This window comes from Allobosea sp. P4_E12 (assembly GCF_056401655.1).
Window position 1 is genome coordinate 58,099 of record NZ_JBFUIY010000001.1, and the last position, 25,896, is coordinate 83,994.

General features: G+C 65.1%; 23 protein-coding genes and 1 other RNA gene. 13 read left to right on the forward strand and 11 right to left on the reverse strand.

Annotated elements, in window-relative coordinates; translation table 11 throughout:
- Positions 1–182: 182 nt before the first annotated feature.
- The 3 genes from AC1DW9_RS00295 to thyA form a co-directional block, all read right to left on the reverse strand.
- A complete protein-coding gene (locus AC1DW9_RS00295; RefSeq protein ID WP_441505356.1) occupies positions 183–1,778 on the reverse strand; it encodes an MBL fold metallo-hydrolase RNA specificity domain-containing protein in 1,596 nt (531 codons plus the stop codon).
- 124 nt (positions 1,779–1,902) lie between these two features.
- A complete protein-coding gene (locus AC1DW9_RS00300; RefSeq protein WP_441505355.1) occupies positions 1,903–2,751 on the reverse strand; it encodes a universal stress protein in 849 nt (282 codons plus the stop codon).
- Between the two features lie 447 nt (positions 2,752–3,198).
- Entirely contained in the window at positions 3,199–4,098 is a 900-nt protein-coding gene (thyA, locus tag AC1DW9_RS00305; protein WP_441505375.1) for a thymidylate synthase, read from the reverse strand.
- Positions 4,099–4,509: 411 nt separating this feature from the next.
- Between thyA and AC1DW9_RS00310 the strand changes: the two genes are divergently transcribed.
- From AC1DW9_RS00310 to AC1DW9_RS00335, 6 genes are all read left to right on the forward strand, one after another.
- The gene (locus tag AC1DW9_RS00310; RefSeq protein WP_441505354.1) at positions 4,510–4,815 is read left to right on the forward strand and encodes a PepSY domain-containing protein; all 306 of its coding nucleotides are present in this window, start codon (positions 4,510–4,512) and stop codon (positions 4,813–4,815) included.
- A gap of 36 nt (positions 4,816–4,851) precedes the next feature.
- Positions 4,852–5,214: a transfer-messenger RNA gene (gene ssrA / locus AC1DW9_RS00315) on the forward strand.
- A 62-nt stretch (positions 5,215–5,276) separates the two neighbouring features.
- Positions 5,277–5,891: an SspB family protein gene (locus AC1DW9_RS00320; protein WP_441505353.1), complete on the forward strand. Its 615-nt coding sequence runs from the start codon at positions 5,277–5,279 to the stop codon at positions 5,889–5,891.
- Between the two features lie 9 nt (positions 5,892–5,900).
- Positions 5,901–7,295 (forward strand): class II fumarate hydratase, encoded by a 1,395-nt coding sequence (fumC, locus tag AC1DW9_RS00325; protein WP_476775143.1) that lies wholly within the window; start codon positions 5,901–5,903, stop codon positions 7,293–7,295.
- Positions 7,296–7,310: 15 nt separating this feature from the next.
- Positions 7,311–7,517, forward strand: a complete 207-nt coding sequence (locus AC1DW9_RS00330; RefSeq protein WP_441505352.1) for a DUF4169 family protein — start codon at positions 7,311–7,313, stop codon at positions 7,515–7,517.
- Entirely contained in the window at positions 7,514–7,738 is a 225-nt protein-coding gene (locus tag AC1DW9_RS00335; protein WP_069879848.1) for a ribbon-helix-helix domain-containing protein, read from the forward strand. Before AC1DW9_RS00330 ends, AC1DW9_RS00335 begins: the two co-directional genes overlap by 4 nt.
- Positions 7,739–7,851: 113 nt before the next feature.
- On the opposite strand, the gene AC1DW9_RS00340 is transcribed toward AC1DW9_RS00335, so the two are convergent.
- Both AC1DW9_RS00340 and AC1DW9_RS00345 read right to left on the reverse strand, forming a co-directional pair.
- Positions 7,852–11,448: an AsmA family protein gene (locus AC1DW9_RS00340; protein ID WP_441505351.1), complete on the reverse strand. Its 3,597-nt coding sequence runs from the start codon at positions 11,446–11,448 to the stop codon at positions 7,852–7,854.
- A gap of 106 nt (positions 11,449–11,554) precedes the next feature.
- Positions 11,555–12,988 (reverse strand): FAD-binding oxidoreductase, encoded by a 1,434-nt coding sequence (locus AC1DW9_RS00345; protein WP_441505350.1) that lies wholly within the window; start codon positions 12,986–12,988, stop codon positions 11,555–11,557.
- A gap of 249 nt (positions 12,989–13,237) precedes the next feature.
- On the opposite strand from AC1DW9_RS00345, the gene AC1DW9_RS00350 reads away from it, so the two are divergent.
- Both AC1DW9_RS00350 and AC1DW9_RS00355 read left to right on the forward strand, forming a co-directional pair.
- On the forward strand, positions 13,238–13,798 hold the full coding sequence (locus tag AC1DW9_RS00350) for a thioesterase family protein (protein ID WP_441489286.1): 561 nt from the start codon (positions 13,238–13,240) through the stop codon (positions 13,796–13,798).
- Between the two features lie 92 nt (positions 13,799–13,890).
- On the forward strand, positions 13,891–14,172 hold the full coding sequence (locus AC1DW9_RS00355; protein ID WP_441505349.1) for a DUF427 domain-containing protein: 282 nt from the start codon (positions 13,891–13,893) through the stop codon (positions 14,170–14,172).
- Here AC1DW9_RS00355 and AC1DW9_RS00360 read toward each other — a convergent pair whose 3' ends face one another.
- Genes AC1DW9_RS00360 through AC1DW9_RS00370 form a run of 3 tightly spaced genes read right to left on the reverse strand, consistent with a single transcriptional unit; the run spans position 14,173 to position 16,935 of the window.
- Complete coding sequence (locus AC1DW9_RS00360) at positions 14,173–14,973, reverse strand: potassium channel family protein (RefSeq protein ID WP_441489288.1); 801 nt, start codon at positions 14,971–14,973, stop codon at positions 14,173–14,175.
- Positions 14,974–15,019: 46 nt separating this feature from the next.
- A complete protein-coding gene (locus tag AC1DW9_RS00365) occupies positions 15,020–15,688 on the reverse strand; it encodes a class I SAM-dependent methyltransferase (RefSeq protein ID WP_441505348.1) in 669 nt (222 codons plus the stop codon).
- The gene (locus AC1DW9_RS00370) at positions 15,685–16,935 is read right to left on the reverse strand and encodes a BtaA family protein (protein ID WP_476775145.1); all 1,251 of its coding nucleotides are present in this window, start codon (positions 16,933–16,935) and stop codon (positions 15,685–15,687) included. The genes AC1DW9_RS00365 and AC1DW9_RS00370 overlap by 4 nt, the downstream gene beginning before the upstream one ends.
- A gap of 161 nt (positions 16,936–17,096) precedes the next feature.
- Between AC1DW9_RS00370 and msrB the strand changes: the two genes are divergently transcribed.
- Positions 17,097–17,537, forward strand: a complete 441-nt coding sequence (gene msrB / locus AC1DW9_RS00375) for a peptide-methionine (R)-S-oxide reductase MsrB (RefSeq protein ID WP_441489291.1) — start codon at positions 17,097–17,099, stop codon at positions 17,535–17,537.
- 56 nt (positions 17,538–17,593) lie between these two features.
- On the opposite strand, the gene AC1DW9_RS00380 is transcribed toward msrB, so the two are convergent.
- Positions 17,594–19,249: an acyl-CoA dehydrogenase family protein gene (locus AC1DW9_RS00380; RefSeq protein ID WP_476854997.1), complete on the reverse strand. Its 1,656-nt coding sequence runs from the start codon at positions 19,247–19,249 to the stop codon at positions 17,594–17,596.
- A gap of 118 nt (positions 19,250–19,367) precedes the next feature.
- Between AC1DW9_RS00380 and AC1DW9_RS00385 the strand changes: the two genes are divergently transcribed.
- The 3 genes from AC1DW9_RS00385 to AC1DW9_RS00395 all read left to right on the forward strand — a co-directional run bounded on the left by AC1DW9_RS00385 (position 19,368) and on the right by AC1DW9_RS00395 (position 23,291).
- On the forward strand, positions 19,368–21,743 hold the full coding sequence (locus AC1DW9_RS00385) for an ATP-dependent helicase (RefSeq protein ID WP_441505346.1): 2,376 nt from the start codon (positions 19,368–19,370) through the stop codon (positions 21,741–21,743).
- A 122-nt stretch (positions 21,744–21,865) separates the two neighbouring features.
- Positions 21,866–22,312: a GNAT family N-acetyltransferase gene (locus AC1DW9_RS00390; RefSeq protein WP_441505345.1), complete on the forward strand. Its 447-nt coding sequence runs from the start codon at positions 21,866–21,868 to the stop codon at positions 22,310–22,312.
- Positions 22,313–22,343: 31 nt separating this feature from the next.
- Positions 22,344–23,291, forward strand: coding sequence for a 50S ribosomal protein L11 methyltransferase (locus AC1DW9_RS00395; RefSeq protein WP_441505344.1), 948 nt, complete (start codon positions 22,344–22,346; stop codon positions 23,289–23,291).
- A 41-nt stretch (positions 23,292–23,332) separates the two neighbouring features.
- On the opposite strand, the gene AC1DW9_RS00400 is transcribed toward AC1DW9_RS00395, so the two are convergent.
- Both AC1DW9_RS00400 and AC1DW9_RS00405 read right to left on the reverse strand, forming a co-directional pair.
- Positions 23,333–23,461, reverse strand: a complete 129-nt coding sequence (locus AC1DW9_RS00400) for a hypothetical protein (RefSeq protein ID WP_441476779.1) — start codon at positions 23,459–23,461, stop codon at positions 23,333–23,335.
- 53 nt (positions 23,462–23,514) lie between these two features.
- Positions 23,515–23,745 carry a hypothetical protein gene (locus AC1DW9_RS00405; protein ID WP_441489296.1) on the reverse strand — a complete coding sequence of 77 codons (231 nt, stop codon included), beginning with the start codon at positions 23,743–23,745 and terminating at the stop codon, positions 23,515–23,517.
- A 304-nt stretch (positions 23,746–24,049) separates the two neighbouring features.
- Between AC1DW9_RS00405 and AC1DW9_RS00410 the strand changes: the two genes are divergently transcribed.
- Positions 24,050–25,894 (forward strand): aminopeptidase P family protein, encoded by a 1,845-nt coding sequence (locus AC1DW9_RS00410; RefSeq protein WP_476854998.1) that lies wholly within the window; start codon positions 24,050–24,052, stop codon positions 25,892–25,894.
- Positions 25,895–25,896 lie beyond the last annotated feature (2 nt).

A 25,896-nucleotide genomic window follows, 5' to 3' on the forward strand; every position in this document is an offset into this window, starting at 1 on the left:
GATTGGCCATCGAAGTTCAGTATGAAACATGGCCTGCCGTCCCGCCTTGATCCGAATCAAGAGCCGTTCGGCGCAAAGCCCCCATGGCGCTGGGTGTGTTTCACCGCTGCGGGGAGAAAAGGCCCTTCGCCGTGTCCTTTCAAGGCGTCCCTGAGATCGACCGTCGCGGCATTTGGCGACACCTATTCTTCGCCTGCAAGTGCTCTTCGCAAACGCCGGATCATCACGCCGCGCGAACGCTCGTCTGCGGCCTTGTCCATAGCCTCGTCGATATCGAGCAGGAGGCGCGAGCGCTCGTTGTGCCAGTCAAGCCGACCAATTTGATCCGGAGAGATGCGCCGCGGGAGGCCGATCGCAACAGGTTCTGCGCCGTTAGCAGTCAGTTCGTAGGTATCATCGAGCAGGGGTGACAAAATCTGCTCGGGCCGGAGCGACCTGCTCAACCGCATCCGCATGGCAGCTATGGCCGGTTCCTCCCCATGAACCAGAAAAAGGTTCAGTCGGAGCGGCAAACGTTCGCGAACCCAGGCCTCCAGTTCCGAACCGTCGGCATGGCCGGAATACATGTCGAGCGAGCGGATGCGCGCCCGCACGTCGATATCCTCGCCCTGAATGCGAACGCGCCTCGCTCCATCCTGAAGGATCCGCCCGAGCGTGCCTTGTGCCTGAAACCCGACGAACAGGACGGTTGCGTCTTCGCGCCAGAGCCAGTTCTTCAGCCGGTGGCGAATCCGCCCAGCCTCGCACATGCCGCTGGCTGCAATGATGACATGAAACCCTTGCCGCAGGTCAAGAGCCTTGCTCTGCTCAACGGTCTCGGTGAACCGTACGTTGCCGCCCTGAAGTGCGGCAACAAGCTCGTCACCGTGCTCCAATTCGCTTGCGTGCTGTTGAAAGGCGCCGCTCGCCTTGGTGGCGAGAGGAGAGTCGACATAGATGGGAGTAGGCGGGATCTCGCCATCCTTCATCAGGCCGACCAGATCGACGAGAAGCTCCTGCGTCCGCTCGACCGCAAAGGACGGAACGAGAAGTACGCCATTGCGACGCGCGGCTGCTCTCACCTCATCTCGCAACAGCAGGCGTCGACCGCCCGAGTTCGTCTCGATGCGGTCGCGGTCGCCATAGGTTGACTCGCAGACGAGGTAATCGAAATCCCGCGGCGCCTCCGGATTGGGCTGCAACAGCTTGTTCTGGGGGCCGATGTCGCCTGAAAACAGGATGCGCATGCGGGTATCGCCCCCCAGCTCCTCGAGCTCGACCTCGACTGACGCGGAACCAAGCAGGTGGCCCGCATTCCAAAACCGCGCGCGCACTCCGGGCGCAACCAGCGCCCACTCGTGATACGTCACAGCCTTGAACTGTATGAGACTGCGCTCAGCATCCTCCGCGGTGTAAATGGGGTCTACCTCGCGATCACGGCCCCGACGCGCATTGCGCCGATTGAGCTGCCTGACCTCATTTTCCTGAATGTGACCGGAATCCCGCAGCATGATGGCGCAGAGGTCGATGCTCGCCGCGGTGGCAAGGATAGGCCCTGCGAAGCCACCCTTGACGAGCTTCGGGATGAGCCCGCTGTGGTCGATATGTGCATGAGTCAACAGAACAGCATCGATCGCTGACTCCCGGAATGGAAATGCGCGGTAGTTCAGTTCCTTTTCGGTCTTTGCCCCCTGGAACATACCGCAGTCGACCAGCACGCGCGCTCCCAGTGTCTCCAGCAGGAAACATGAGCCGGTCACGGACTGCGCAGCACCGAAGAAGCTGAGTCGTATGGGCATCGCTGCCGCTCCTGAACGAACCCCAAGTTGAAACACCTCGGTCGCGTGCTGCAATCTGCGGGCGCAGCCAGTCCAAGTGGCCCGCGGGACATCGCGACGCATCCCTGCGCCGGAGTTCCCGGCCTCAATGGGACATCATGCAACATGTCGGCGCGGCCTTGAGCAGATCGTTTGTCACACCGCCCAAAATCCATTCGCGCATGCGGCTATGCCCATATGCCCCGGAAACGATGAGATCGGCCCCTTCTTGCCGGGCGAGTTCGGTGATCTGGTCGACTGGATCGCCGAGACCGTCCTGCCGCAGCACGGGACGCGCCGAGACATGGTGCTCGGACAGGTAGTGGCAGACGTCCTCCACCCCCTGCTCGCCAGCGTCCGCGCCAACGGAAACGACTTTCACCGCCTCGGCCTGCCTGAGGAGCGGCAGGGCGTCCCAGATGGCGCGCCGGGCTTCCCTTGTGCCCTTCCAGGCGACCACAATCCGCTTGGCTGAAAGAAACTCGAACCGGGGTGGCACGAGAAGAACGGGGCGCCCAAGATCCATGATGAGTTCTTCAGGCCCAACCGCCATGCCGCTATCGCTCACGTCGCCGGGAGCACGTCGGCCCAGCACCACGAGGTCGGCGGCACGTGACTGCGCCAGGATGAAGCCACGAGGCTGGCAGACCGTCGAACGCCATTCGATCCTGCTCGTCGTCCCCGCGGCCCGGCGAAAAACCTTCTCGGCCTCGATAAGGTTCTCCGCTGCCGCCCTCTTGGCATTCTCGACCAGTATGGGGTCCATTGCGACCGCCCCGTCGCCATAGTACGGGAGGACAAAATCTTCAGCGGCGATGCCGATCAATCGGCTCGAAAACCGGTGGGCGAGCGATGCGGCGAGCCCAATGAGCCCTTCTGCGTCTGGGCCGGGATAAACCAGAGCCATGATGCTGACATAGCTAATGCTGCTGGGTTTCGCCCTTGCCGGTGACATGCGGCTATCTCCTGCAGATCGTATCTTGGCCTGGGGCAGGCTCCCGCGCCGATGAATTGGGGGGATCCATGCTAGCCAGCACTGCAGCGCAGTTGGAATGGATCGAGCCTACGAGGCGTCTCCTGGAATGCTCCAGCAGGCAAAGCCGGGGGCTGCCGCCTATCTCGCACTTGCTAGAAGTGAGACGATTGCGACCAAGGATGCGTCGGTTCCTTCGAAGCATATCCGTGCCTCTTGGATGCCATTGAGAGCGCAGTCTTGCAGATGCTGACGCCAGCCCAATTGATCTAACGCAAGAATATCCTGCGCCTGATGCGCAACCCGCATCAATTCTCGTCGGACAACCTCATTTCAGCGCTCGACCGACGTCGACGGCGCGGCCCGAACTCCCCGGAGAGGTCGCGGTCACTGCTCCTGAAAAACTCAGCTGGGCTAGAACGATCGAGCTCAGACCGCCACGTCGGCCTTGATCGCCGCGTGAGGCGCGTAGCTTTCGACGTCAAAATCGTCGATGCGGTACTCGTCTATCGTCGCCGCCCGTCGGGTGAGCCGCATCGTGGGAAATGGCCGGGGCTCACGCGAAACCTGCTCCCGGGCCTGCCCCAGGTGATTAAGGTAGAGATGGACGTCCCCACCCACCCAGATCAGTTCGCCAGGACGGAGGTCCGCCTGCTGGGCCAGCATGAGTTGCAGTGCAGCGGCGCCGACAAAGTTGAACGGAGCTCCGAGGAGCAGATCAACCGACCTCTGGAACAAGAGGCAGTTCAGCCGCCCATCCGAGGTCACGTGGTACTGATACACCATGTGGCAAGGCGGAAGCGCCATCGCACCGAGTTCCGGCACGTTCCATCCATGGAAGAGCATTCGGCGGCTCGTTGGATTCGTCCGCAGCGCCTCGACCAGTGCCGCGATCTGATCATGCTCGCGGCCGTCGGCGCCCAGCCAGCGGCGCCATTGCTTGCCATAGACAGGGCCAAGTTCGCCCCAGCGAGCAGCAAAGGCGTCGTCCTCGACAACACGCTGCTCGAACGCGTCCTGCGAGATGGTCTCGCCTGTCTCACGGCGATAATGCGCAAGCGGCCAGTCGGTCCAGATTCGGACGTTCTCGCGAAGCAGAGGTTGGATATTGGTGCCCCCGGTCAAGAACCAGAGCATCTCCTTGACCGCGGTTTTCCAATAGACGCGTTTCGTCGTGAGGATAGGCGCACTGCCATCCGACAAATCGAATCGCACCATGGCGCCAAAAAGCGAGCGAGTGCCTACACCAGTACGGTCCAACCGCTCGTCTCCGCGCTCCAGGACGTCGGAAAGCAGGTCGAGATACTGGAATTCTGGATGCCTTCTGATCACTAGCCGCCTCCGCGAAGAGTCCGGGAGCTCTTGCCACTCCCAGGCTCGTTGGCCCTGAACATGTGTGTTAGCGGCACGATCCGTGCGTGCAACATATATACTGACAGGCTTCGAGGTCACCAGGCATCGGCAGGTTTGCCGCCGTGCAGCATACACAGGCAGCGGCCTCACTCGCCGGCCCCGTTCCAATGCACCGCCGCCTCCAAACGGTGGTGCGAACCTCCCCACTGGGCCTTCTCCGGCATCGCACATCCTGGAGACGGTATCGCATCGTCTGGAGCCATCGCATTGCAGTGCACACATGCGCTCACGGCAATGCGATAAGCCGCAAGGAAGCGCCTCAGACCAGCCGAAACAAAGCCATGATTGAGCCGCTCCCTGCCTCTGTTCAGGCTAGGGAGAACCAAAATGTCGATTCGCAGCGCAATGTGGCTCCTGCCGGTCGCCGTCCTGCTCTCCTTCCCTGCCGTGGCCGCCAACACCATGCCGTCCCCCGCTCCGAGCACCCGTGAAATCTCGATTACGGAAGCCCGCGAGATCGCTATCGATCACGGCATGGTCTGGATCGAGGATATCGAGCGCCATGGCGGTCGCTGGGAGCTCGGCGGGGTCGACAGTAACGGCGCCGAGATCGCGATCGATGTCAGCGTCAGTAACGGCAAGGTCCTCAGGATCATCCGGGATGAGCCAAATCTCGATATTCCGTCCCGGTGAGAGCCGGCGAAATTGCTTCGGATGGAGTGACGATGCTCTCTTTCCCCGCGCGCTCCGAGTCCCTATATTCGGTTTGCCACTCGCAAGAGCGGCTATGGCGATAAACGAACGTCGAAATAAGCCTTTCGGACCCGGGGGCGGTACCCGGCGCCTCCACCAGAGCCCGTGCGCGATTCGCGAGACGGGCTCCGGCGGGGGCGAAATAGGATCGACGAGGGTGTAAAGGTCGTTCTTTTGCTCGGCATGGTTCCGCCGTTATCGGGCCATTGCATAGTTGCCAACGACAACAATGCTCGGGTTGCTGTCGCCGCGTAAGCGGTGCTGGTTCCCAAACCAAAGCCCTTGCGCTTAGCCGCGTAAGGCGGGGCTCGGAGGCGCCTGGCAACAGAAGCCTCCACTTTTTTATGCGAGGGCCGGCGACTTTCTGCCTTGCTCGGAAGCGGACACGGATAGTCGATACGATGGTACAGGATATTCTTCGCTACGATCTCATGGTGCAGGACGCGCTGAAGGGTGTCGTACGGAAGATCCTGGCCGAGGCGAGCCGCGATGGCCTGCCGGGTGAGCACCATTTCTACATCACGTTCCGCACGACGGCCCCTGGCGTGCGCCTCTCGCAGCGACTGCGCGAAAAGCACCCGGACGAGATGACGGTCGTGCTCCAGCATCAGTTCTGGGACCTCAACGTCAGCGACCACGCCTTCGAGGTCGGTCTCTCGTTCTCCGGCGTGCCCGAAAGGCTGCTGGTGCCCTTCGATTCGATCACCACCTTCTTCGATCCCTCGGTCCAGTTCGGCCTGAAGTTCGAAACCCAGGAGGCTCCTGAAGAAGCCTCGGCGAGTGATCAGACCGCGGGAGCCGGAAAGGCACCACGCGGAGCCGGGTCCGAGCCCAGCGTAGCCGCCCCAACACCGCTTGCGCTCCCGGTAAAGCCACAATCCGCAAGTGCCACTGCGAAGAACAAGGCAGCCACCGACGACGAAGCGGACCCGGCGAAGGCCGACGCGGGCGCGGATGGTGACGAAGGCGGCGGCGCGCAGGTCGTCAGTCTCGATTCCTTCCGCAAGAAGACCTGATCAGAGCCTATGCCGGACACCCGCACAGAGACTGACTCCTTCGGCCCCATCGCCGTTCCTGCAGATCGCTACTGGGGTGCTCAGACCCAGCGCTCGCTCGAGAATTTCCGCATTGGCGGACCGAGCGAACGCATGCCGCTCCCGCTGATCCATGCTCTCGTGCTGGTCAAGAAGGCTGCCGCGCACGTCAATGCGCGGCTGGGGTTGATCGACCAGCGTGTCGCCGGCGCCATCGGCCAGGCGGCGGATGAAGCATTGGGCGGTCGCTTCGACGACCACTTCCCGCTTGTCGTCTGGCAGACCGGCTCCGGCACCCAGACCAACATGAACGTCAACGAGGTCCTCTCCAACCGCGCCAACGAGATCCTCGGCGCCGGCCTCGGCGCGAAGAGCCCGGTTCATCCCAACGATCAGGTCAACCGTGGCCAGTCGTCGAATGACAGCTTCCCGACCGCGATGCATATTGCCGCGGCGCTCGAGATTTCGCGCCTGCTGCTTCCGTCCCTGCGCAAGCTCGAACAGGCACTGCAGGACAAGGCACAGCGCTTCGCTTCGCTGATCAAGATCGGCCGGACGCATCTCCAGGACGCGACGCCCGTCACGCTCGGCCAGGAATTCTCGGGCTACGCCATGCAGATCCATCTTGGCATCGGGCGGATCGAGGCCTCGCTCGGYGGGCTGCATGCGCTGGCCCAAGGCGGCACGGCGGTCGGCACCGGCCTGAACACCCATCGCGACTTCGCCGCCTTCTTTGCCAAGGAAATGGCGGGGCTCACCGGCCTGCCCTTCCGCCCCGCCGCCAATGCGTTCGAGGCGTTGGCGAGCCATGGCGCGCTCACCGCCGCCCATGGCGCGCTCGCCGCGCTTGCCATGGATCTGTTCAAGATCGCCAATGACATCCGCCTGATGGGCTCGGGCCCACGCTCGGGTCTCGGCGAGATCAGCCTGCCCGAGAACGAGCCCGGTTCCTCGATCATGCCCGGCAAGGTCAATCCGACCCAGGCCGAAGCCTTGACCATGGTGGCCACACAGGTTCACGGCAACCAGGCGACAATCGGCTTCGCCGCGAGCCAGGGCCATTTCGAACTGAACGTCTTCAAGCCGGTGATCGCTGCCGCCTTCCTGCAATCGGTCAGGCTGCTCGCCGATGCCGCAGACAGCTTCCGCGTGCACTGCATTGAAGGGATCGTCGCCAATGAGGACCGGCTCGCCGAGTTGCTGTCCCGCTCGCTGATGCTGGTCACAGCACTTGCACCGGCCATCGGCTACGACAAGGCTGCCAACATCGCCAAGGCCGCCCATCACAATGGCACGACCCTGCGCGAGGAAGCCTTGAGGGCCGGTGTCGACGCCGAGTTGTTCGACAGCACGGTGCGGCCCGAGCGCATGCTCGGCCCGTCCTGAACAAGGCCGGGCGGAATGGCAGAGATCATCAATCTCCGGCGCGCCCGCAAACAGCGCCAGCGCGTAGCGGCCGAAGCCAAGGCCGACCAGAACCGTATCGACTTCGGACGGAGCAAAGCCGAGCGCAGCCTGACTGAAGCGCGGCGCGATAAGGCCATCCACGAACTCGACGGTCACAAGCTTGCGCTTTCACCCGATGACAAGGGCGAGACCCCGGGGTGAGCCGCGAGCGCAAACATTCTCTCGCCATTGCCGGGCACCGCACCAGCGTATCGCTCGAGGAGCCGTTCTGGGCGGCACTCAAGGAGATTGCCGGGCAGGAGCGCCGCACGCTTGCCGCACTCGTCGCCGATGTTGATTCCCGCCGCGGCGAGGCCAATCTCTCCTCCGCGCTGCGCCTGCACGTGCTGGCGCATTACCAGCGCCTGGCGGGACGCGGCTGACGGGCATCGCCTCGCCTGAGGAGCCAGATCCGCTCAGTTTCGAGGCTGATGGACACGCCGCTTCAAACCGGAAAATACTGGAATCACGGCGTGAAGCTCGTCGGTCAGTCCGGCTACGGAGTCCGCGAGAGCGGACGCGGCACGGGCTCTATCTGCAGGGGCGGTCCCAGCGATGGAGCCGGTGTCACCGGTCGCAAAATCTGCTCGGGAAAATTCTCGCGGGGTGCGCCAGGCAGGATCAGCGGGCCGCCAGGATGCTGAGGTTGAGCTGCACGCGTTGCCGCAGCGCGCGCCTCGATCTCCGCTCTGCGCCGCGCCTCGTCTGCTCGCCTGGCCTCTTCCACCCGGCGCTGCTCCTCGAGACGTTGCGCCTCCTGGGCGCGCCTGGCTTCTTCCAGGGCGCGCGCTTCCGCGGCACGGCGCTCGTCTTCGGCGCGCTTCTCCTCGGCAAGGCGGCGTTCTTCCTCCGCTTTCAGGAAGTCTGCAAGCTTGCGTTCGTTCTCACGCATCTCACGCTCGGCGCGCAGGCGGCGCGCATGCATTGCGCGCTCGCGTGCATCCGCCTCGAAGGCTTCGACCCGCTCCATCTCGCGGGCCAGCGCTCGCGCCGCCACGGCATTCGCGAAAGCTCCGACATCGGTCTCGCGCCGCAGTCCCGATAGCGGCCCGCGCCACGCCACGCCAAGTGCCGGCGCCGCCATCGGCCAGCCCTTGGGCAACGGGCCGAGTGGGCGCAGCCCCAGCCTCAGATCGGCGGTCAGCGCCCTGAGGTCGATCACTCCACTTGCCTCGGCCTGGAGATCCCCGCGCTCGATCGTCAACGGGGCGAGCCGCACGAGGCCACCGGCGAGCGTGAAGGGCAGCGTAATATCACCCAAAAGCCATGAGCCGCGGTCAAGAGCATCCGCCAGCCGGGTCTGCAAACGGCTGGTCTCGCTCTCGGATGCATCCTCTCCGGTCCCGGCAATGACGCGGGCATAGCCACCGGGATCGAACCGGGTGAGACTCGCGCCTGCGATGGTGAAACTACCGGCTCCCCCCAACCCCGCAACCAGCCGCGCGGGGCTCTCTCCGGAACCACCGCCCTCCACTTGACCTGACAGCTTCCCGGCAAGTGCGTTGCCGGTGAGCATCGCGAGATCGAGCTGCGCCAGCGCGATCCGGCCGGAAAGCTGCGCAAGCCCGCCTTCACGCCGTGCCGTAAGCCGCCCGGAGACCTTACCACCGGCATAGCTTCCCGAGAGCGCCTCGATCTGGATTTCGCCGGGGCTGGCATGCAGGGAGAAAGCCGCATCGTTCAGGGCGATATCATCACTGAAGAGCAGGGATTTGGCTTCGACCGACAGGCTGATCTCGCCAAGGCCCGAGGCCATGCCGAAACGGACCGCCGACCAGTTGCTGCCCGGAGATGCCGCCGCGGTTCCCAGGGACGAGCCGATCACGCTCCTCAGATCAACATATGGCAGCGCGAGCTTGCCGGAGATTGGCCCCTCTCTCGGCAAGGCCAGCGTCCCCCGTGCACTGCTTCCGCCAAGATTGGCGACAAGACCATCAAGCGCGATCTGGTCGCTGGCGAAGCGAACCATGCCATGCGCGTCCAGCACCGCATCGGGCAGGGCGCGCGCGAGCCCCTCCGGCAGGATCTGGCCGGGACGATCCGCTTGCACGGTCAGTCGCGGCACATCGGCGCCCGCCTCGCCGTCGACCACGATCGACAATCCAGGCCCCGCCAGCGAGCCACTGAGGCGCCCTTGCTGACGGTCGAGAACGAGCCTGCCAGGTCCACCCTGCATCGGTACCGGCAGGCCGAGAGCGGCGAAGAGCTGTCGACGATCGGCAAGATCAAAGCGCAGATTGGCTCCGGTCCATGTCCCGCTCCGGTCCAACCGCGCATTCAGGGCCAGCGTTCCGGCTTGCGCGCCGCCTTCCAGCAGCAGGGCCGTGTCGCCGGCCACCGTGCGCGTCAGGCGGTAGCTTGAATCCAGCCGTGAGAGCCCGTCCCCGGCGCGCCCGAGCGCTTGACGGAGCGCCTCCGGCAGAAGCGGCCCGGCAAGGGCTGCAAGCGCCTCGAAGCGTGGCGCACGAATGCGACCGGAGATTTCGCCCCCTTCCGGCAGCAGCGCACCGGCGCCGTTGACTGAAACTCCGCCGAACCCGTCGACGGCAAGCCGGCTGAGCCGCCAGTTGCTGCCCTCGCGTGCGAGAGCAAGCTGGGCGGAACCGGGCGGCGCATTGCGAAAACGGGCTCCGCTCAGCGACAGGTCGAGCGCCAGGTCGCGCGTCCCGATCAACCCGGCGAAACTCCCGCCCGCTGGCAGGGTATTGAGATCGAGCCCCTGCACCGCGAGCTTTGCCGCCAGCCGATCCGCGGCAATCTCTCCGGATCCGTCCAGCCTGACGCCGGAAGCCCCGGCGATGGTCAGGTGCTCGAAGCGCAGCTGTTCCGAGCTCCAATCGCCAACCGCTTCCGCATCGATCTGCCTCAGATCTGCAATCAGGTCGGAGAGGGCTGGATCGAGCCCGGCCCGCGCCAGCGCCAGCCCGACGCGGCGCGCGTCATCCGCCTTGAGGTTGAGCTTGCCACGAAATCCTGTGGCGTCGACTGCGCCCGTTGCACCGACCAGGGCGCCTGCGACGCGCAGCGAGGCCGATGCATTGGCCAACCCGACCTCGTTCAGCCGCCCACGCAGGGCGACAGCCGAAAAATCCTCGCCGCGCCACGCGAATTGATCGAGATCGAGGCTGAGATCGAGCGCGCCGGGAAGCCCGCGCAGGGCCCGCGCAAAGCCAACGCGTTCGCCAAGTGCCGTGGCCAGCGCGTCGCCATCCACGCGCCGCGCCCGCAAGGCAACCGAGCCTGTGCCTTGCATGGGCAGGAACTGCCCCTCGCCCTCCAGCCGGGCAACGCCGCCGGCAAGATCGACCGTAAGCCCGCTCAACTCGAACAGGTGACTGCCGCCGCTCACCCGCCCCGAAAGGCTGACGGCTCCACCCGGCGCAGCCGTGAACAGACCGTCCAGTCCTGGTGTGACGCCGCCCTTCTCGGTCGGCAACAGGAAGGCGCCGTCAAAGCTGAGCTGGCCCTCCTCCCCCGTCACGGTGGCCTTGGCGCGCAGGCGACCATCCGGCTCGATCGTTCCTGTCGCGAGGCGCAACGAGGAGCCGCCGACCTCGCCCTCCATGCGCCATGGGCCGGCAAGGCTGACCGCGGTGAGTTCCGCAGCGATCGGCGACACTGTGACGGGGTCCTTGCCCGCCTCCCGCCAGATTAGCGCCGAGCGGCGCACGCTGAAATGGTCGAGGCTGGTCTGCACAGGCAGGCCCGCACCAATCGGATGCGGCAGCAGCACCGCGCCTGCATCATTGGCAACAAGCGAGAGCGTCGCGCCTTCGACATCAGCGTCGGAGAAACGGAACTCACCACGCGCAAGCGCGGTCAATGCAAGCTCGACGGTGAGATGCTCGATCGTCGCGTGGCTCGCCTGTCCACCTTGATCGCCGATGCGGACATCGGCCAGGGTCAGCCGCGGCGACGGCAGCAATCTCAGGCCGATGCCGCCGGCAACGCGCGTCTCCGCGCCGAGCGTAGCGCTGAGGCGCTCCTCGATCTGCGGTCGATACAGTCGCCAATCGACAAAGCCCGGTCCGATCAACGCGGCCAGCAATGCCAGCACCAGGAGACCGGCCAGAACGGTCAGGGTCTCACGCACCTTTTAGCATCATCCCTCTTGTCGGCGGTTATGCGATCTTGCCGCCAACTCGCGGCGAGATCACGACATTCCAGTTCCCGATACCGCCGCGCAAGCTGTCTGGATGTCACAAGACCAGGATTTTGCCTGGATTGAGGATGTTCTGCGGGTCGAGCGAGCGCTTGAGCAGGCGCATCACATCCAGTGTCGCCGGGCCGTGCTCGATCTCGAGATACTTGATCTTCTTCTGACCAACGCCATGCTCGCCTGTGCAGGTGCCGCCCATGGCGAGGGCGCGCTTCACCAGCCGGTCGATGAAACCGCGGCAGCGCTCCATCTCGTCCTCATCGGCGAGGTCGACGAGTGGCTGGGTATGGAAATTGCCGTCTCCGACATGGCCGGCGATCGGGGCGATCAGACCGCTGGCCTCGATGTCACGCTTGGTTTCCTCGACGCATTCGGCAAGCTGGGAGATCGGCACGCAGACATCGGTCGCGACCGATTCAACGCCCGGCCGCAAGGCGCGAGCAGCCCAATAAGCGTCGTGGCGAGCCTGCCAAAGCTTCGACCGGTCCTCGGCCTTGGTCGCCCAGTCGAACGGTCCACCGCCGAAATCGGCGGCAATCTCGCCGAAGCGCTCCGCCTGCTCCTTCACGCCGGCCTCCGTGCCGTGGAACTCGACGAAGAGCATCGTCGTCTCCGGCAAGCCGAGCTTGGAATGCAGGTTCACGCCACGGATCATCACATCATCGAGCAGTTCGATGCGCGCGACCGGCAGACCGGACTGGATCGTCACGATGGTCGCGTCGCAGGCTGCCTTCACCGAAGGAAACGGGCAGACGCCGGCCGAAATCGCCTCCGGGATGCCGTGCAGCTTGAGCGTGACCTCGGTGATAATCCCGAGCGTGCCCTCCGAGCCGACGAGCAGGCGGGTCAGATCATAGCCGGCGGAGGTCTTCCGCGCGCGGCTGGACGTCTTCACGACCGAGCCGTCGGCCATCACCGCGGTCAGAGAAAGGACATTGTCCTTCATCGTGCCGTAGCGCACCGCATTCGTGCCCGAGGCGCGTGTCGCCGCCATGCCGCCGATGGACGCATCCGCGCCGGGGTCGATCGGGAAAAACAGCCCCTGGTCGCGCAGATGCTCGTTGAGTTCCTTGCGGGTCACGCCGGCTTCGACGACGCAATCGAGATCCTCGGCATGAACGGCAATGATGCGCTTCATCTGGCTGAGATCGACGCAGACGCCACCGAACGGCGCGTTGACATGGCCTTCGAGCGAGGTGCCCGTGCCGAATGCGATCACGGGGACGCCGTGGCTCGCACAGAGCTTGACGATCTCCGACACCTCTTCGGTGCTCTGCGGATAGACGACCGCATCCGGCGGCTGGTTCGGAATCCAGGTCAGCGTGTGGCCGTGCTGCTCCCGTACCGCCAGGCTCGTCACCAGCCTGTTGCCGAATCGGGCGGCGAGCGCCCGCGTCACCGCCTCGATCGCAGCCGGCGACGGCGGCAGGGTTGCGGCAGAGGCGGCATAAGAAGCAGTTGCAAAAAGGCTCATTGTCTTTTTCCGGGCTTGGCGCTTAACTTGGAACTGGTCGGCTTCGGAAGCGGTTGAATCTGACGAGGCAGACCGTAGCGATAGCAGGCGGGTTTGTCCTGCGTGTCGCCGTCGGCGGCAAGATCGCCGGGCGCATGGGAGGCGGTGCATCAGGCAGGGCATAGCTCGTCCGGCGGCGTCTTCAAGACGATGGTAGCGTGTCAGTGGAGTTCCGTTCCGCCGCACGCAACAACTCTGCGGGAGGCGGCCATGAAAGACGAGATCCGCGCTCCGGCGCTGTTCTTCTCCCCCTTCGTATCGTCCGCAATGCGGGTCGAAACGCCCTGGATCGACTATAACGGCCATCTCAACATGGCCTATTATCACGTGCTGTTCGATCGGGCCGTCGACGAGGTCTTCTCGCTCGTCGGCCTGAACCAGGACTATGTCGACACGCGCAACGCGTCCTATTTCGCGGCCGAATGCCATATCCTCTACAAGCGCGAATTGACCGAGGACGACCTCGTGCGGGTCACCGCACAACTGATCGCCTTCGACGAAAAGCGCCTGCACTACTATCTCGAAATGCGGCATGCGAGCGAAGGCTGGCTCGCGGCGACGAGTGAAAACCTCTCGCTGCATGTCGACATGGCGACCCGCAAGGTTTCGCCGTTTCCGCCCGATATCCTGGCCAATCTCGCCCTGATGAAAGCGGCGCATTGTCGCATGCCGCTGCCGGCCACGATCGGGCGCATCATCGGCATGCCGAAGAAGACGACGATCACGGTCGAGGATCAGCACGACGAGCGCGAGCTCGAAACGCGCCACTGAGAGCGGCAGAGCCGGCGCAGGCTGCCTGCCCCTGTCACTGGGCCCGACGCAGCCCCATCTTGGGCGATCAGCGACGGCCGAAAGGGGCGGAGATGGTCAAGGCAACCTGGAACGGCGCCGTTCTGGCAAAATCCGACAACACGGTCGTGGTCGAAGGCAACCACTACTTTCCACGCAGCGCGATCCGCTCTGAATTCTTCAAACCAAGCGAGACGACGTCGATCTGTCCGTGGAAGGGCACGGCCAACTACCATTCGATCGTCGTCGCAGGCGCTGAGAACAGGGACGCCGCCTGGTATTATGCCGAGCCCAAGGCCGCTGCCGCCGAGATCAAGGACCGCGTCGCCTTCTGGAAGGGTGTGGAGATTTCCTGATCAGTCGTTGTGATCGGGGATCTTCAGGACATGCCCGCAGGCCTTGCAATGCACGGCGTCCGGCTCGTGCCGCTGCAGTGCGCATTGCGGGCAGGGAAAGGTGACCTTGTTGGGCCGGAAGATCGCTTGCGCCAGACGCACGAACAGCGAGATCCCGACGATCATCACCACGATCGAGGTCAGCTTGCCGGCGGTGCCGGGCAAGGTGATGTCGCCGAAGCCCGTCGTCGTCACGGTCGCGACCGTGAAATAGAAAGCGTCGACATAACCCGCGAAGCCCGCCGTCTCGCGAAAGAAGAAGGTGTAGATGAAGCCCGTCACCACGAACAGGAAGGTCACGATATTGACCACCGCCCGTGCTGCGCTTTCCCACTCGGGGTAGCCCGCAGCGCGCAGCCGTTCCCAGATCAGCCCACGCTGTGACAGCGACCAGAGCCGCAGGATGCGCAGGAAGCCGAAATTCTCCAGCCATTGCGGCGCGAGCAGTGTTGCCAGGATGAAGAGATCGAGCAGCATGCTCGGCCGGCGCAGCAAGCGCGGAATCTTCGAGGAGGCCAGCATTCGCGCGCCGATCTCGATGACCATGATCACGGCGACGGAGTAATCGAGCCAATAGAAGAGCGGCCGTTCGCGGATCAGCGGTGTCGCGATGAAGAAGGCGATGATCAGCAGGTCGACGACCGCTGTCGCAAGCTGAAAGCGCATCGCCCCGGGAGAGCGGCCATGGTAGAGCTGGCGCAGGCCGTCCCGCAGTCTTTCGACCTGCCCTTCCCTGCGAACAGACGTCGTATCCTCGGCCATTCCATGGCGTTACAGGCCAAAGGATGGCGCGTCCAGCACCCGCTGCTCAGGCGGCCCGCCGCGTTGCCACGGCATGGATGGCGTAGCCGCGAAGGAGCCGGGTCGTGCGGCTCTCGACGCCCTCGATCCGCGACAATTCGGCGATTGCCTCGGGCAGATCATGCCTTGGCGTGACGTGAAACAATGTCAGCCAGCGATTCAGCATGGCCCTGAACGACGCAGGCAAGCCGGTCTGGTCGCCGAAATCGACGATATGCAGTGAACCGGTGGCCGTCAGCGTCCGCAGCGCCTGAGCGATCACGCCCCGCCAGGGGGGAATCATCGAGAGCGCATAGGAGATGACGATGCGATCAAATCCATCGCGCCCGAACAGGGCCGCCGCGTCGAAGCAGGTCGCGTCTGCCTGTGCCAGATGGATGCGCTCCGAGAGCCCCGATCGTGCCACGCTTCTCTCCGCCGTCGCGAGCATCTCGGCCGAGACGTCGAGACCGTAGCACTGCGTGCCCGGATAGGTCCGGGCGAGCTTGATCAGGTTGCGCCCTGTGCCGCAGCCGATTTCCAGGATCGCGCTGCCCGGCGCAGGATCGAGCTCGGCGATGAGCCGGTCCCGGCCAAGCAGATAGAATTTGCGGCTGGCGTCATAGATATGGCGCTGGTGGCGATACATCCGGTCCATCAGGCCGGCGGCCTCGGTCGTGGCGCGGCCAGCGCTCATGCCACCGCCCCCTGCAGCACATGGAGATGGAAGGCGCCATAGATCGACGAGCGATCGCGCGCTCCAAGCTCGCGGCTGCGTGCTTCCTCATAGCGCCATTGCGCGAGAATCGAGGCCGGCACCCGGCCCGGCAGCAGCCGCTCATCGGCAGCCGTCCGGAAGATTACGCGGGCGCCGGGTCGCGCCGTGCGCGTGATCTGCGTCCAGAGCGCCGTGAGATCCGCATCATTCATCCAGTCCTGAGCATCGAGCAGCACATAGGCATCGCAGCTCTTCGCAGGCTGGCTCTCGAGAAAGGCCGTGATCGCGCTCTGGTGATAGGCGACGTGGCCCGCCCGCTCTCGAACGGCCGCGAAATTCCGGCTTTCAAGATAGGGCGGCAAGGATGCGTTCTCGTCCGTCGCATAGCCCCGTCCAAAGGCCTGCCGGGCAAAATAGTTCGACTTCAGGTCGAAGCCGCAGGCCAGCCTTTCAAGCCGGCGCCGGAGCACGCCGCGTATCCCGGCGTCGCCGTCAGCCGCGAGGGCCTTGTACTGGGCCGGCGGGATGCCCAGCCCATAGAGCGAGGCCGGCTGGCGCACCAGCCAACGCACCAGGGGCTTGTCGAAGACGGGAGCGATATGCCTGTCGAACAGGGCGCGCTGCTCGGCCATGTCGCGAGCCTGCAGCATCACGCCCGGATCGCAGCCGAGCGTACGGCCAAGGAGATGTCCAGCCCCGATGAAACGGCCGAGCAGGCCGTACCGGTAGAAATTGCGGGCAAAGACCTGGATGCGCCGGCGCCCGCTCAGGCTGCGGCCTTCCCAGTAGCTGCGAGAGACGGCATCGAGGCGTGGCGCGATCTCGGCGTCATAGAGCGCGATATTCGCCTGCGATTGCGCCTCGCCGAAAAAGCGCAGGAACTGCTCATGGCCTGCCAGGCTGTCGAGTGCGGCGAGCTTGAGCTTGCCGAGCGCGATATGGGCGCCATTCAGATCGACAGCGCTGATCTTCGCCGGGTTGGCGGTGAGATAGGACAGGATGTTGCAGGAGCCGGACGCGATTGCCACGACATGATCATCGGGGCGCAGGTCCAGTGCCTCCATGTCGACGACCGGGTCTTCCCAGATCTGCGGATAGACGAGCCCGGAAAAGGCCAGGGTGAACAGGCGCTCCAACATCCCCGCCCGCGACAGCGGCTTGCTGCGATGCACCGCCGTGGTCAGGCCCATTGTGGTTTCCCGCCGAACCGTACGCGCCGTCTGCATTCTTCGTTCCTCGCGCGGTCCGTTGTGATGGCGAGCCGACTAGAGGAGTCGCGTGACGGTTGGGTGACGCGCCTTGCGGATCAGCTATCCGTGAGGGCGGGCTGACGTGGAGCGCAATCATCCCCATATTCCGCCCGAAACCTTTGAACGGGAGAATGACGATGGGACTGTCCGGACTGTTCGGCGGCAAGGTCAGGGAAGCCGGTGAGTTCGAATTCCAGTTGACCGACGAGGAGTGGCGCCGCCGCCTGACCCCGGAGCAGTACCACGTGCTGCGCGGGCATGGCACCGAGCGCGCCGGCTCCTGCGCCTTGAATTTCGAGAAGCGCGCCGGGCGGTTCACCTGCGCCGGTTGCGGCAACCCCTTGTTCCAGTCCGGCAAGAAATTCGAGAGTGGCACGGGCTGGCCGAGCTTCGACCAGCCACTGGAGGGTGCGGTCGGTATCAGCGAGGACAATAGCTACATGATGCAGCGCACCGAGGTGCATTGCGCCCGCTGCGGCGGCCATCTCGGCCATGTCTTCCCTGACGGCCCGCCACCGACCGGACTGCGCTACTGCATCAATGGCGTGGCGATGGATTTCGCTCCGGCCGAGGCCTGAGCCAGTCGGCCGGCCGCGCTCCCCTTCGGGAGGGCGGCCGCGCAAACGCGTGAGTGCTATTCCACCGCCGGGACGGCCCGATGCGCCAGCGCGGCAGCATCCACGGACGCCGGCAGATCGCCGAAATGGCCCGACCAGCGCCCCTCGAGCCGCGTCGCGATGAAGGCGTCTGCGACCATGTGAGGTGCGTGGCGCAGCAGCAACGAGGCCTGCAGCGCCAGCGCCAGCCGCTCGACCAGCCGCCGCGCCTGTCCTTCGCTTCGCACCAAAGTGGGTATCTCCGACTCCAGCGCGCTCAAATGCGCATCAAAGCGATTGTCGGCGCCGGYCGCGCGTCGCATCTCCTCGATCAGCGCCACGAGAGAGCCCGGCTCTCGCTCCAGCGAGCGCAGCACATCGAGACAAATGACGTTGCCCGAGCCCTCCCAGACGCTGTTGAGCGGCGCCTCCCGATAGAGCCGGGCCATGGGGTTTTCCTCGATAAAGCCGTTGCCGCCATGGCATTCCAGCGCCTCGACCACCACCGCCGGCGCGCGCTTCGAGACCCAGTATTTCGCAATCGGCGCGCCGATCCGCGCCAGCAACCGGTCGCTCTCGCTCGTTTCCTGACGGTCGAGCGCCGCAAACAGCCGAAAGGYGAGCCAGGCTGCAGCCTCGGCCTCGATCGCAAGATCGGCCAGCACGTTCTGCATGATCGGCTGATCGATCAGCCCGCGCTGGAAGGCGCGCCGATGGGCCGCGTGATGCGCCGCCAGCGAAACGGCGAGCCGCATCTGCCCGGCCGACGCCGCCGCAATGTCCAGCCGGGAGCCCTGGTTCATCGCCAGGCCGGTGCGCAGGCCCCGGCCTGGCTCGCCGATCATCTGGCCGATCGCACCGCGGAATTCGACCTCGGACGAGGCATTCGAGCGATTGCCGCATTTGTCCTTGAGCCGCTGGATCGCCACGCCGTTGCGCGAGCCGTCCGGCAGCCAGCCCGGCACGACGAAGCAGGAAATGCCCTCGGCGGTTCGGGCCAAGGTCAGGAACAGGTCGGAATGCGGCACCGAGAAGAACCACTTGTGCCCGGTCAGAGACCATGTCCCGTCGCCATTGTCCTCGGCGATGGTCTGGGTCTGGCGCAGGTCAGAGCCTCCCTGCTTCTCGGTCATTGCCGTGCCGACGGTCGCCCCTGTCTTGGCGGAGGCGGTCGTCTGGCGGCGGTCATAGCGGTTGGAGCTGACCAGGGCGCCCCACTTGCTCCAGAGGTCGGGTTCCTGCCTCAGGACCGGGATCGCGGCATAGGTCATGCTGATCGGGCAGCAGATGCCGCTTTCGCCCTGACTCCAGAGATAGGAGAGCGCAGCACGCGCCACCTGTGCGCCCGGGCCCGGCCTGTTCCATGCGAGCGAATGGGTCTCCTGCTCGATCGCAAGCCCCATCAATTCGTGCCAGGCCGGATGGAACTCGATCTGGTCGATGCGGTTGCCGAACCGGTCATGCGTCCTGAGTTCGGGCGGGAACCTGTTCGCCAGTCGCGCCAGGTCCTGCACCTGCGCCGAGCCGACAATGCGCCCTGCCGCGTGCAGGCGCTCCGAGGCCCAGCCTGCATCGAAGGCGGTGGCCGCCGCCTGCAACACGGGATCAGCCGCGAAGGCGTCGTAATCGCACAGTATGGGAACCTGGTTCGTCACTTCATGGGTGGAATGGCGGGAGGCGATATCCACATTCATCGCGGCGCGTCCTGACGATCGGGCGAGCATTCAACGCCCAACAGCCTTATCCAGCAATCTGCGGCGCGACAGCCTATATTGCCTCTGGAACGAATCACGATCAAAGCGACCTGAAGCCTTGTCCGATCACACCACGTCCGCCCCTCTGCCCCGCCCCGGCGGCCTCGCCGCCCGCGCCGCCGCACAGCCGGCGGCAGGCTATCTGGCAGGCCTCAACCCGGAGCAGCGGCAAGCGGTCGAGGCCACGGATGGCCCTGTTCTGGTCCTGGCAGGCGCCGGCACCGGCAAGACCCGTGTGCTGACCACGCGCATCGCCCATCTGATCGCCACCAACCGCGCCTATCCGTCCCAGATCCTCTCGGTGACCTTCACCAACAAGGCAGCGCGCGAGATGAAGGAGCGCATCGCAAGCCTCGTCGGCCCCGTGGCCGAAGGCATGCCCTGGCTCGGCACCTTCCACTCGATCTCGGCCAAGATCCTGCGCCGCCATGCCGAGCTCCTCGATCTGCGCTCGGACTTCACCATTCTCGATACCGACGACCAGATTCGCCTTATGAAGCAGGTCATCACGGCCGCCGGGATCGACGAGAAGCGCTGGCCCGGCCGCATGCTGGCGGGCTTCATCGACAGCTGGAAGAACCGCGGGCTTGCCCCCAAGGACGTGCCGCCGGGTGAAGCCGGCGTCTTCGCCGGAGGCAAGGGCGGCGCCCTTTATGCCGCCTATCAGGAGCGGCTGAAGACGCTGAACGCAGTCGATTTCGGCGATCTGCTGCTGCACTGCCTGACGCTGTTCCGGGAGCATGCCGATGTGCTCGCGACCTATCATGAGCGCTTCCGCTACATCCTGGTCGACGAATATCAGGACACCAACACCGCCCAGTATCTCTGGCTGCGCCTGCTGGCGCAGGGCCGGCGCAACATCGCCTGCGTCGGCGACGACGACCAGTCGATCTATGGCTGGCGCGGCGCCGAGGTCGACAACATCCTGCGCTTCGAGCACGATTTTCCCGGCGCGGTCGTGGTCAGGCTGGAACGGAACTACCGCTCGACCGGGCATATCCTCGCCACCGCCTCAAAACTGATTGCCCGCAACGAAGGCCGGCTCGGCAAGACATTGCGCACCGAGGACGAAGCCGGGGAGAAGGTCACGATCACCGGCGCCTGGGACAGCCAGGAGGAAGCCCGCCTGATCAGCGACGAGATCGAGGCGATGCAGAGCAAGGGCGAAAACCTTGCCGAGGTCGCCATCCTCGTCCGCATCTCCGCCCAGATGCGCGAGATCGAGGAGCGCTTCGTCCATGTCGGCGTGCCCTATCGCGTCATCGGCGGCCCACGCTTCTATGAGCGGGCCGAAATCCGCGACGCCATGGCCTATCTGCGCTGCGTGGTGAGCCAGACCGATGATCTCGCCTTCGAGCGCATCGTCAATGTGCCGAAGCGCGGGCTGGGCGACGCGACGGTCCAGCTTCTGCACAACCACGCCCGGGCAACCGGCCTGTCGCTGCTGCAATCGGCCCGTGCCGTGGTCGAGACCGAGGAACTGAAGCCGAAGGCCCGCACCGCGCTGCGCGAACTGGTCGAGGCCTTTGCCCGCTGGTCGACCAAGGCCGAACACATGAAGCAGGGCGAGCTTGCCGAGCAGGTGCTGGAGGAATCCGGCTATACCGAGATGTGGCAGAAGGATCGCTCGGCCGATGCCGCCGGCCGCCTCGAGAACCTCAAGGAACTGGTGCGCTCTCTGGACGAGTTCCCAGACCTGCCGGCCTTCCTTGAGCACGTCTCGCTGGTGATGGATGCCGATGGTGGCGAGGCCGGGGCGCGCGTCAGCATCATGACACTGCACGCGGCCAAGGGGCTCGAATTCGATACTGTCTTCCTGCCCGGCTGGGAGGAAGGCCTGTTCCCGAACCAGCGCGCGCTCGACGAAAGCGGCCGCGCCGGGCTGGAAGAAGAGCGCCGCCTCGCCCATGTCGGCCTGACCCGGGCCCGCAAGCGCCTGAAGCTCCTCTTCGCCTCGAACCGTCGGATTCACGGCCTCTGGCAATCGAGCCTGCCGAGCCGCTTCATCGACGAGTTGCCGGAGGAGCATGTCGAGGTCGTGCAGGCGCCGTCTACCTATAGCCAGGGCGGCTACGGCGCCTCGCGCTTCGACCGCATGGAAAGCTTCGGCTCCTCATACCAGACACCAGGCTGGCAGCGCGCTCAGGAGAATCGTGCGCGGAACGGCGGCGGCTCAGGCTTCTCGGACAACAGCGGCCGCGGTTTCGGCCAGGGTGGCTCGGGCTCGGGCCGCCAGCGCGGCCCGGTGCTGATCGAGGGCGAGTTGACGGCGAAATCGACCGGCAGCTCCGCTTTCGATGCCGGCGCCCGTGTCTTCCATATCAAGTTCGGCCCGGGCTCCGTCGCGAGCGTCGACGGTAACAAGCTGACCGTCGATTTCGACAAGGCGGGCCGGAAGATGGTGCTGGACTCGTTCGTGCAGAAGGCGGGCTGAGCAAGCGCAGCCGTCATGTCCGGCGCGCCGATGCAGAGCATCGCCGAAGCGGTTATGCAGGCCCGGATTGCCCCAGGCCGGTTCCGCAGGAATGCCGGCTCCAAGCCAGCAGGATCAGCACGATGCCCGACGTCGCGGTCAATCTGACCGACACCGCCAATCCCGATCTCCACGCGGTGATCTCGCAGGGCCTGCGGGACTACAATGTCGAGATGGGCGGCGTCAGCGACCACAGGCCACTGACGATCACCATCAAGGACAGCAGGAGTGATGAACTGATTGGCGGCCTGCTCGGTCGCACCTCGCTCGGCCTGCTGTTCATCGACCTGTTCTATGTGCCCAAGACCCAGCGCGGGTCGGGCCTCGGCACCCGCATTCTGCAGATGGCAGAGGCCGAGGGTTTTCGCCGAGGTTGCCGCAAGGCGGTGCTCTACACACTCAGCTTCCAGGCGCCGGACTTCTACAAGCGCTTTGGCTGGAGCGTCTTCGGTGAGATCGCGCTCGAACCGCCCGGAGCGACCCGCTATTTCATGACCAAGGACCTCGCCGCCCCTGCCGACGGCGCATGACATCCGCCCCTGCCCCTGCTATCCCGCCCGCATGCGTGAAGGTCTTCTCCCAGCCACGGTCGCGACCGTGCTCGAACTCTCAACCAGCGGCGACAAGGCGCGCGCGCTGACGGAACTGCTCGGCGAGATCTTCGATCCGACCGAGACGGCTATTTCCTCCTTTGAGATCGAGGACGGCGTCACCACGCTCTCGCTCAGCGCGCCGTGGAAGGTCGAGATTTATTTCGCGACCCATCCCGATGAAGACGCGGTGCGTGACATGCTGCGCCCGATCGTCGGCGACAGCATCGATTCAACCCCCTTCACCACCGTCAACCAGAAGGATTGGGTCGCCACCAGCCTCGACGGGCTCAAGCCCGTGCGGGCCGGGCGCGTGCTCGTCCATGGCGCGCATGACCGCGGCACGGTGCGGGTGAATGATGTCGCGATCGAGATCGAGGCGGCGCTCGCCTTCGGCACCGGCCATCACGGCACCACCGCCGGCTGCCTGCTGGCGCTTGATGCCGAACTCAAGAAGCGCCGCCCGCTGCGCGGCCTGGATGTCGGCACCGGCACCGGGATTCTGGGGCTCGCACTGGCGATGCAAACGAAGCGCCGCGTCGTCGCCGGCGATATCGATGCCGTCGCAGTCGAAGTCGCAGCGCGCAATGCTCGCGTCAACCACGCGCCAGGGGCGCTCGATCTCTATGTCGCGCCCGGCCTGCTCCACGCCAAGGCAAACCGGCCCGACCATTTCGATCTGGTCTTCGCCAATATTCTGGCCGGCCCGCTGAAGCGTCTCGCCCCGTCGCTCGCGCGCGTGCTGGCGCGGGACGGAACCCTGATCCTCTCCGGGCTTCTGGCGATGGATGTCGCCGGGATCGTCTCGACCTACCGGCACCAGGGCCTGTTCCTGGCGCGCCAGTCCCTGCGCGAGGGTTGGGCCACCCTCGTCATGAAAAGGGGCGGCGCGGCCCCAAGACCGCGCCGCCCCTACTAGGCCAGCCACCCAAAGAGGGTGTTGTCGCTCCGAGCTCAGGCTCAGAAGGCGATGTGGCCGTACTTCTGTTCCGCCTCGGCCTGCAGGGCGCGAGCGTCATGCCAGACGGCGGCGGTGAACTTGGCCGTATCGACGACCCATTCGAAGACGTGCTTGACGATGGCGATCATGGTCTTGGTCCTTTTTGGAGCGCGGGCGGCCTCTTCGGGCGCGGCGCTAAAGATCAGCGGTTGAACGGAAGCGCGGCGTCGTTCTTCAGCGCCGTTTGCGGAAAGCCGCCGAGCACGATCTCCGCCTCGTTGACGAGGTAGGAGCGCGCGCGCAGCTCACGGATGGCGGAGCGGCGACGGCTTTCGATCATTGCGACATAGAGGCGCTGCCAGAAGCTCAGACCCGCCGTGTTCATGGCTTTGGCGGCAGGCAGGGCTTCGGTCGCATTCAATACATAGGTCACAGGTCCATCTCCTCATTCCAAACGAAGGACAGTCCCGGTCGCTTCCTCGTTCTCTTATGCAACCAAAGTGGTACTTCTTCGCACTTGCGAGAAGATGATTTCGCAGATGCGAGATATGCGCATGACGCATGCGTACCCCAAATTTTCATTAACATTTGACGCCCACCGCATAGCGAAGAGGCAAAACGCCCAAAACGTCGGCTATGAGGGCCTGCCGACAAAGCAGGCAAGGATGTCGCATTTGCGCTGGCCTTCCGCCGGTTCTGACGCGACGATGGCGGGTATCGCCATGTTTGGACCCGCCATGACCGAATCGCCCGCGCACAATTTGCCGACCTGCCGCTTCCAGTCCTTTTCCGAACCGAGCAATCCGGCCGAAGTCGCGCCCCGCGTCGCGGCCCTGCGCAAGGCGCTCGCTGCACAAGGCCTGGACGGGTTCATCGTGCCGCGCGCGGACGAGCATCAGGGTGAATATGTTCCGGCCCATATGGCGCGGCTCGCCTGGCTCACCGGCTTCACCGGCTCGACCGGCAATGCCGTCGTGCTGACCGACAAGGCAGTCCTGATCGTCGACGGCCGTTACACGATCCAATCGGCCGAGCAGACCGACACGCAGGTCGTTGCGCCAGTGAAGATGGAAGAGACCCCGCTCGAACGCTGGATCGAAACGAACCTGCCTGCAGGGGCGAGGCTGGGCTACGATCCCTGGCTGCACACCGTCGATGGCGTCGCGAAGCTCGAGAAGGCGGTCGCGGCTGCCGGCGGCACACTGACCGCCGTTTCGCGGAACCCGATCGACGCCCTCTGGAGCGATCGCCCGGCCCCTCCAGCCGCGGCGGTCAAGGCCCATCGCGGTGACTATGCCGGTGAGACCACCGCCAGCAAACTTGCACGCATCCAGGAAGCGCTGACCAAGGCCAAGGTGGACGCATTGGTCATTTCCGACCCGCATGCCCTCGCCTGGACCTTCAATATCCGCGGCGGTGACGTCGAGCACACGCCCCTGCCGCTGGGCTATGGCATCGTCCCGCGCGAGGGGCGCCCGACCGTCTTCCTTGCACCCGAGAAGATCACGAACGAGGCGGGCGACGCCATCGGTGCGGTCGGTGAGATCGCCCCGCCGGCGGCACTCGAAAGGCAACTCGAGGCGCTAGGCAAGGCCAGGGCCAAGGTCCGGCTCGATCAGGCGACGGCCGCCTCCGCACTCGCCACCCTGATCCGCGATGCCGGTGGCACGCCCGATGCCGGCGCCGACCCGATCGCATTGATGAAGGCAAGGAAGAACGAAGCCGAGCTCAACGGGACCCGCGCCGCGCATCTGCGCGATGGCGCAGCCGTGGTGCGCTATCTGTCATGGCTCGCGCGCGAGGCGCCGAAGGGCAAACTCACCGAGATCGACGCGGTCGCCGCACTGGAATCCGAACGCCTGAAAACCGGCCTGCTCAAGGACGTCTCCTTCACCACCATCGCCGGCGCCGGCCCCAACGCCGCCCTGCCCCATTATCGCGTCACGGAATCCAGCAATCGCCGGCTCGAACCCGGCATCTTCCTGGTCGATTCCGGAGCGCAGTACGAGGACGGCACCACCGATATCACCCGCACCATTGCAGTCGGTACCCCGACCGCCGAGATGCGCGATCGCTATACACGCGTGCTCAAGGGCCATCTGGCGATCTCGCGCGTGGTCTTCGTCAAGGGAACGTCGGGCGCGCAGCTCGACGCACTGGCCCGCCTGCCGCTCTGGCAGGCCGGTCTCGATTTCGATCACGGCACCGGCCACGGCGTCGGCAGCTATCYCTCGGTGCATGAAGGGCCGCAGCGGCTCTCCAAGCTCGGCACGACGCCGTTGGAGCCGGGCATGATCCTCTCCAACGAACCCGGCTACTACAAGCAGGGCGAGTACGGCATCCGCATCGAGAACCTGATCGTAGTCGAGGAGCGGAAGATCCCCGGCGGCGACCGCACGATCTATGGTTTCGAGACCATCACCTGGTGCCCCTATGAACGGGCGCTGATCGAGCGCTCGCTGCTCGATGCCGGTGAGATCGCCTGGATCGACGCCTATCACGCGCAAGTCTGGGCCAAGCTCAGCCCGCGATTGGAGGGCGAAGCGAGGGCCTGGCTGGAAGCCGCCTGCAGGCCGCTATAGAC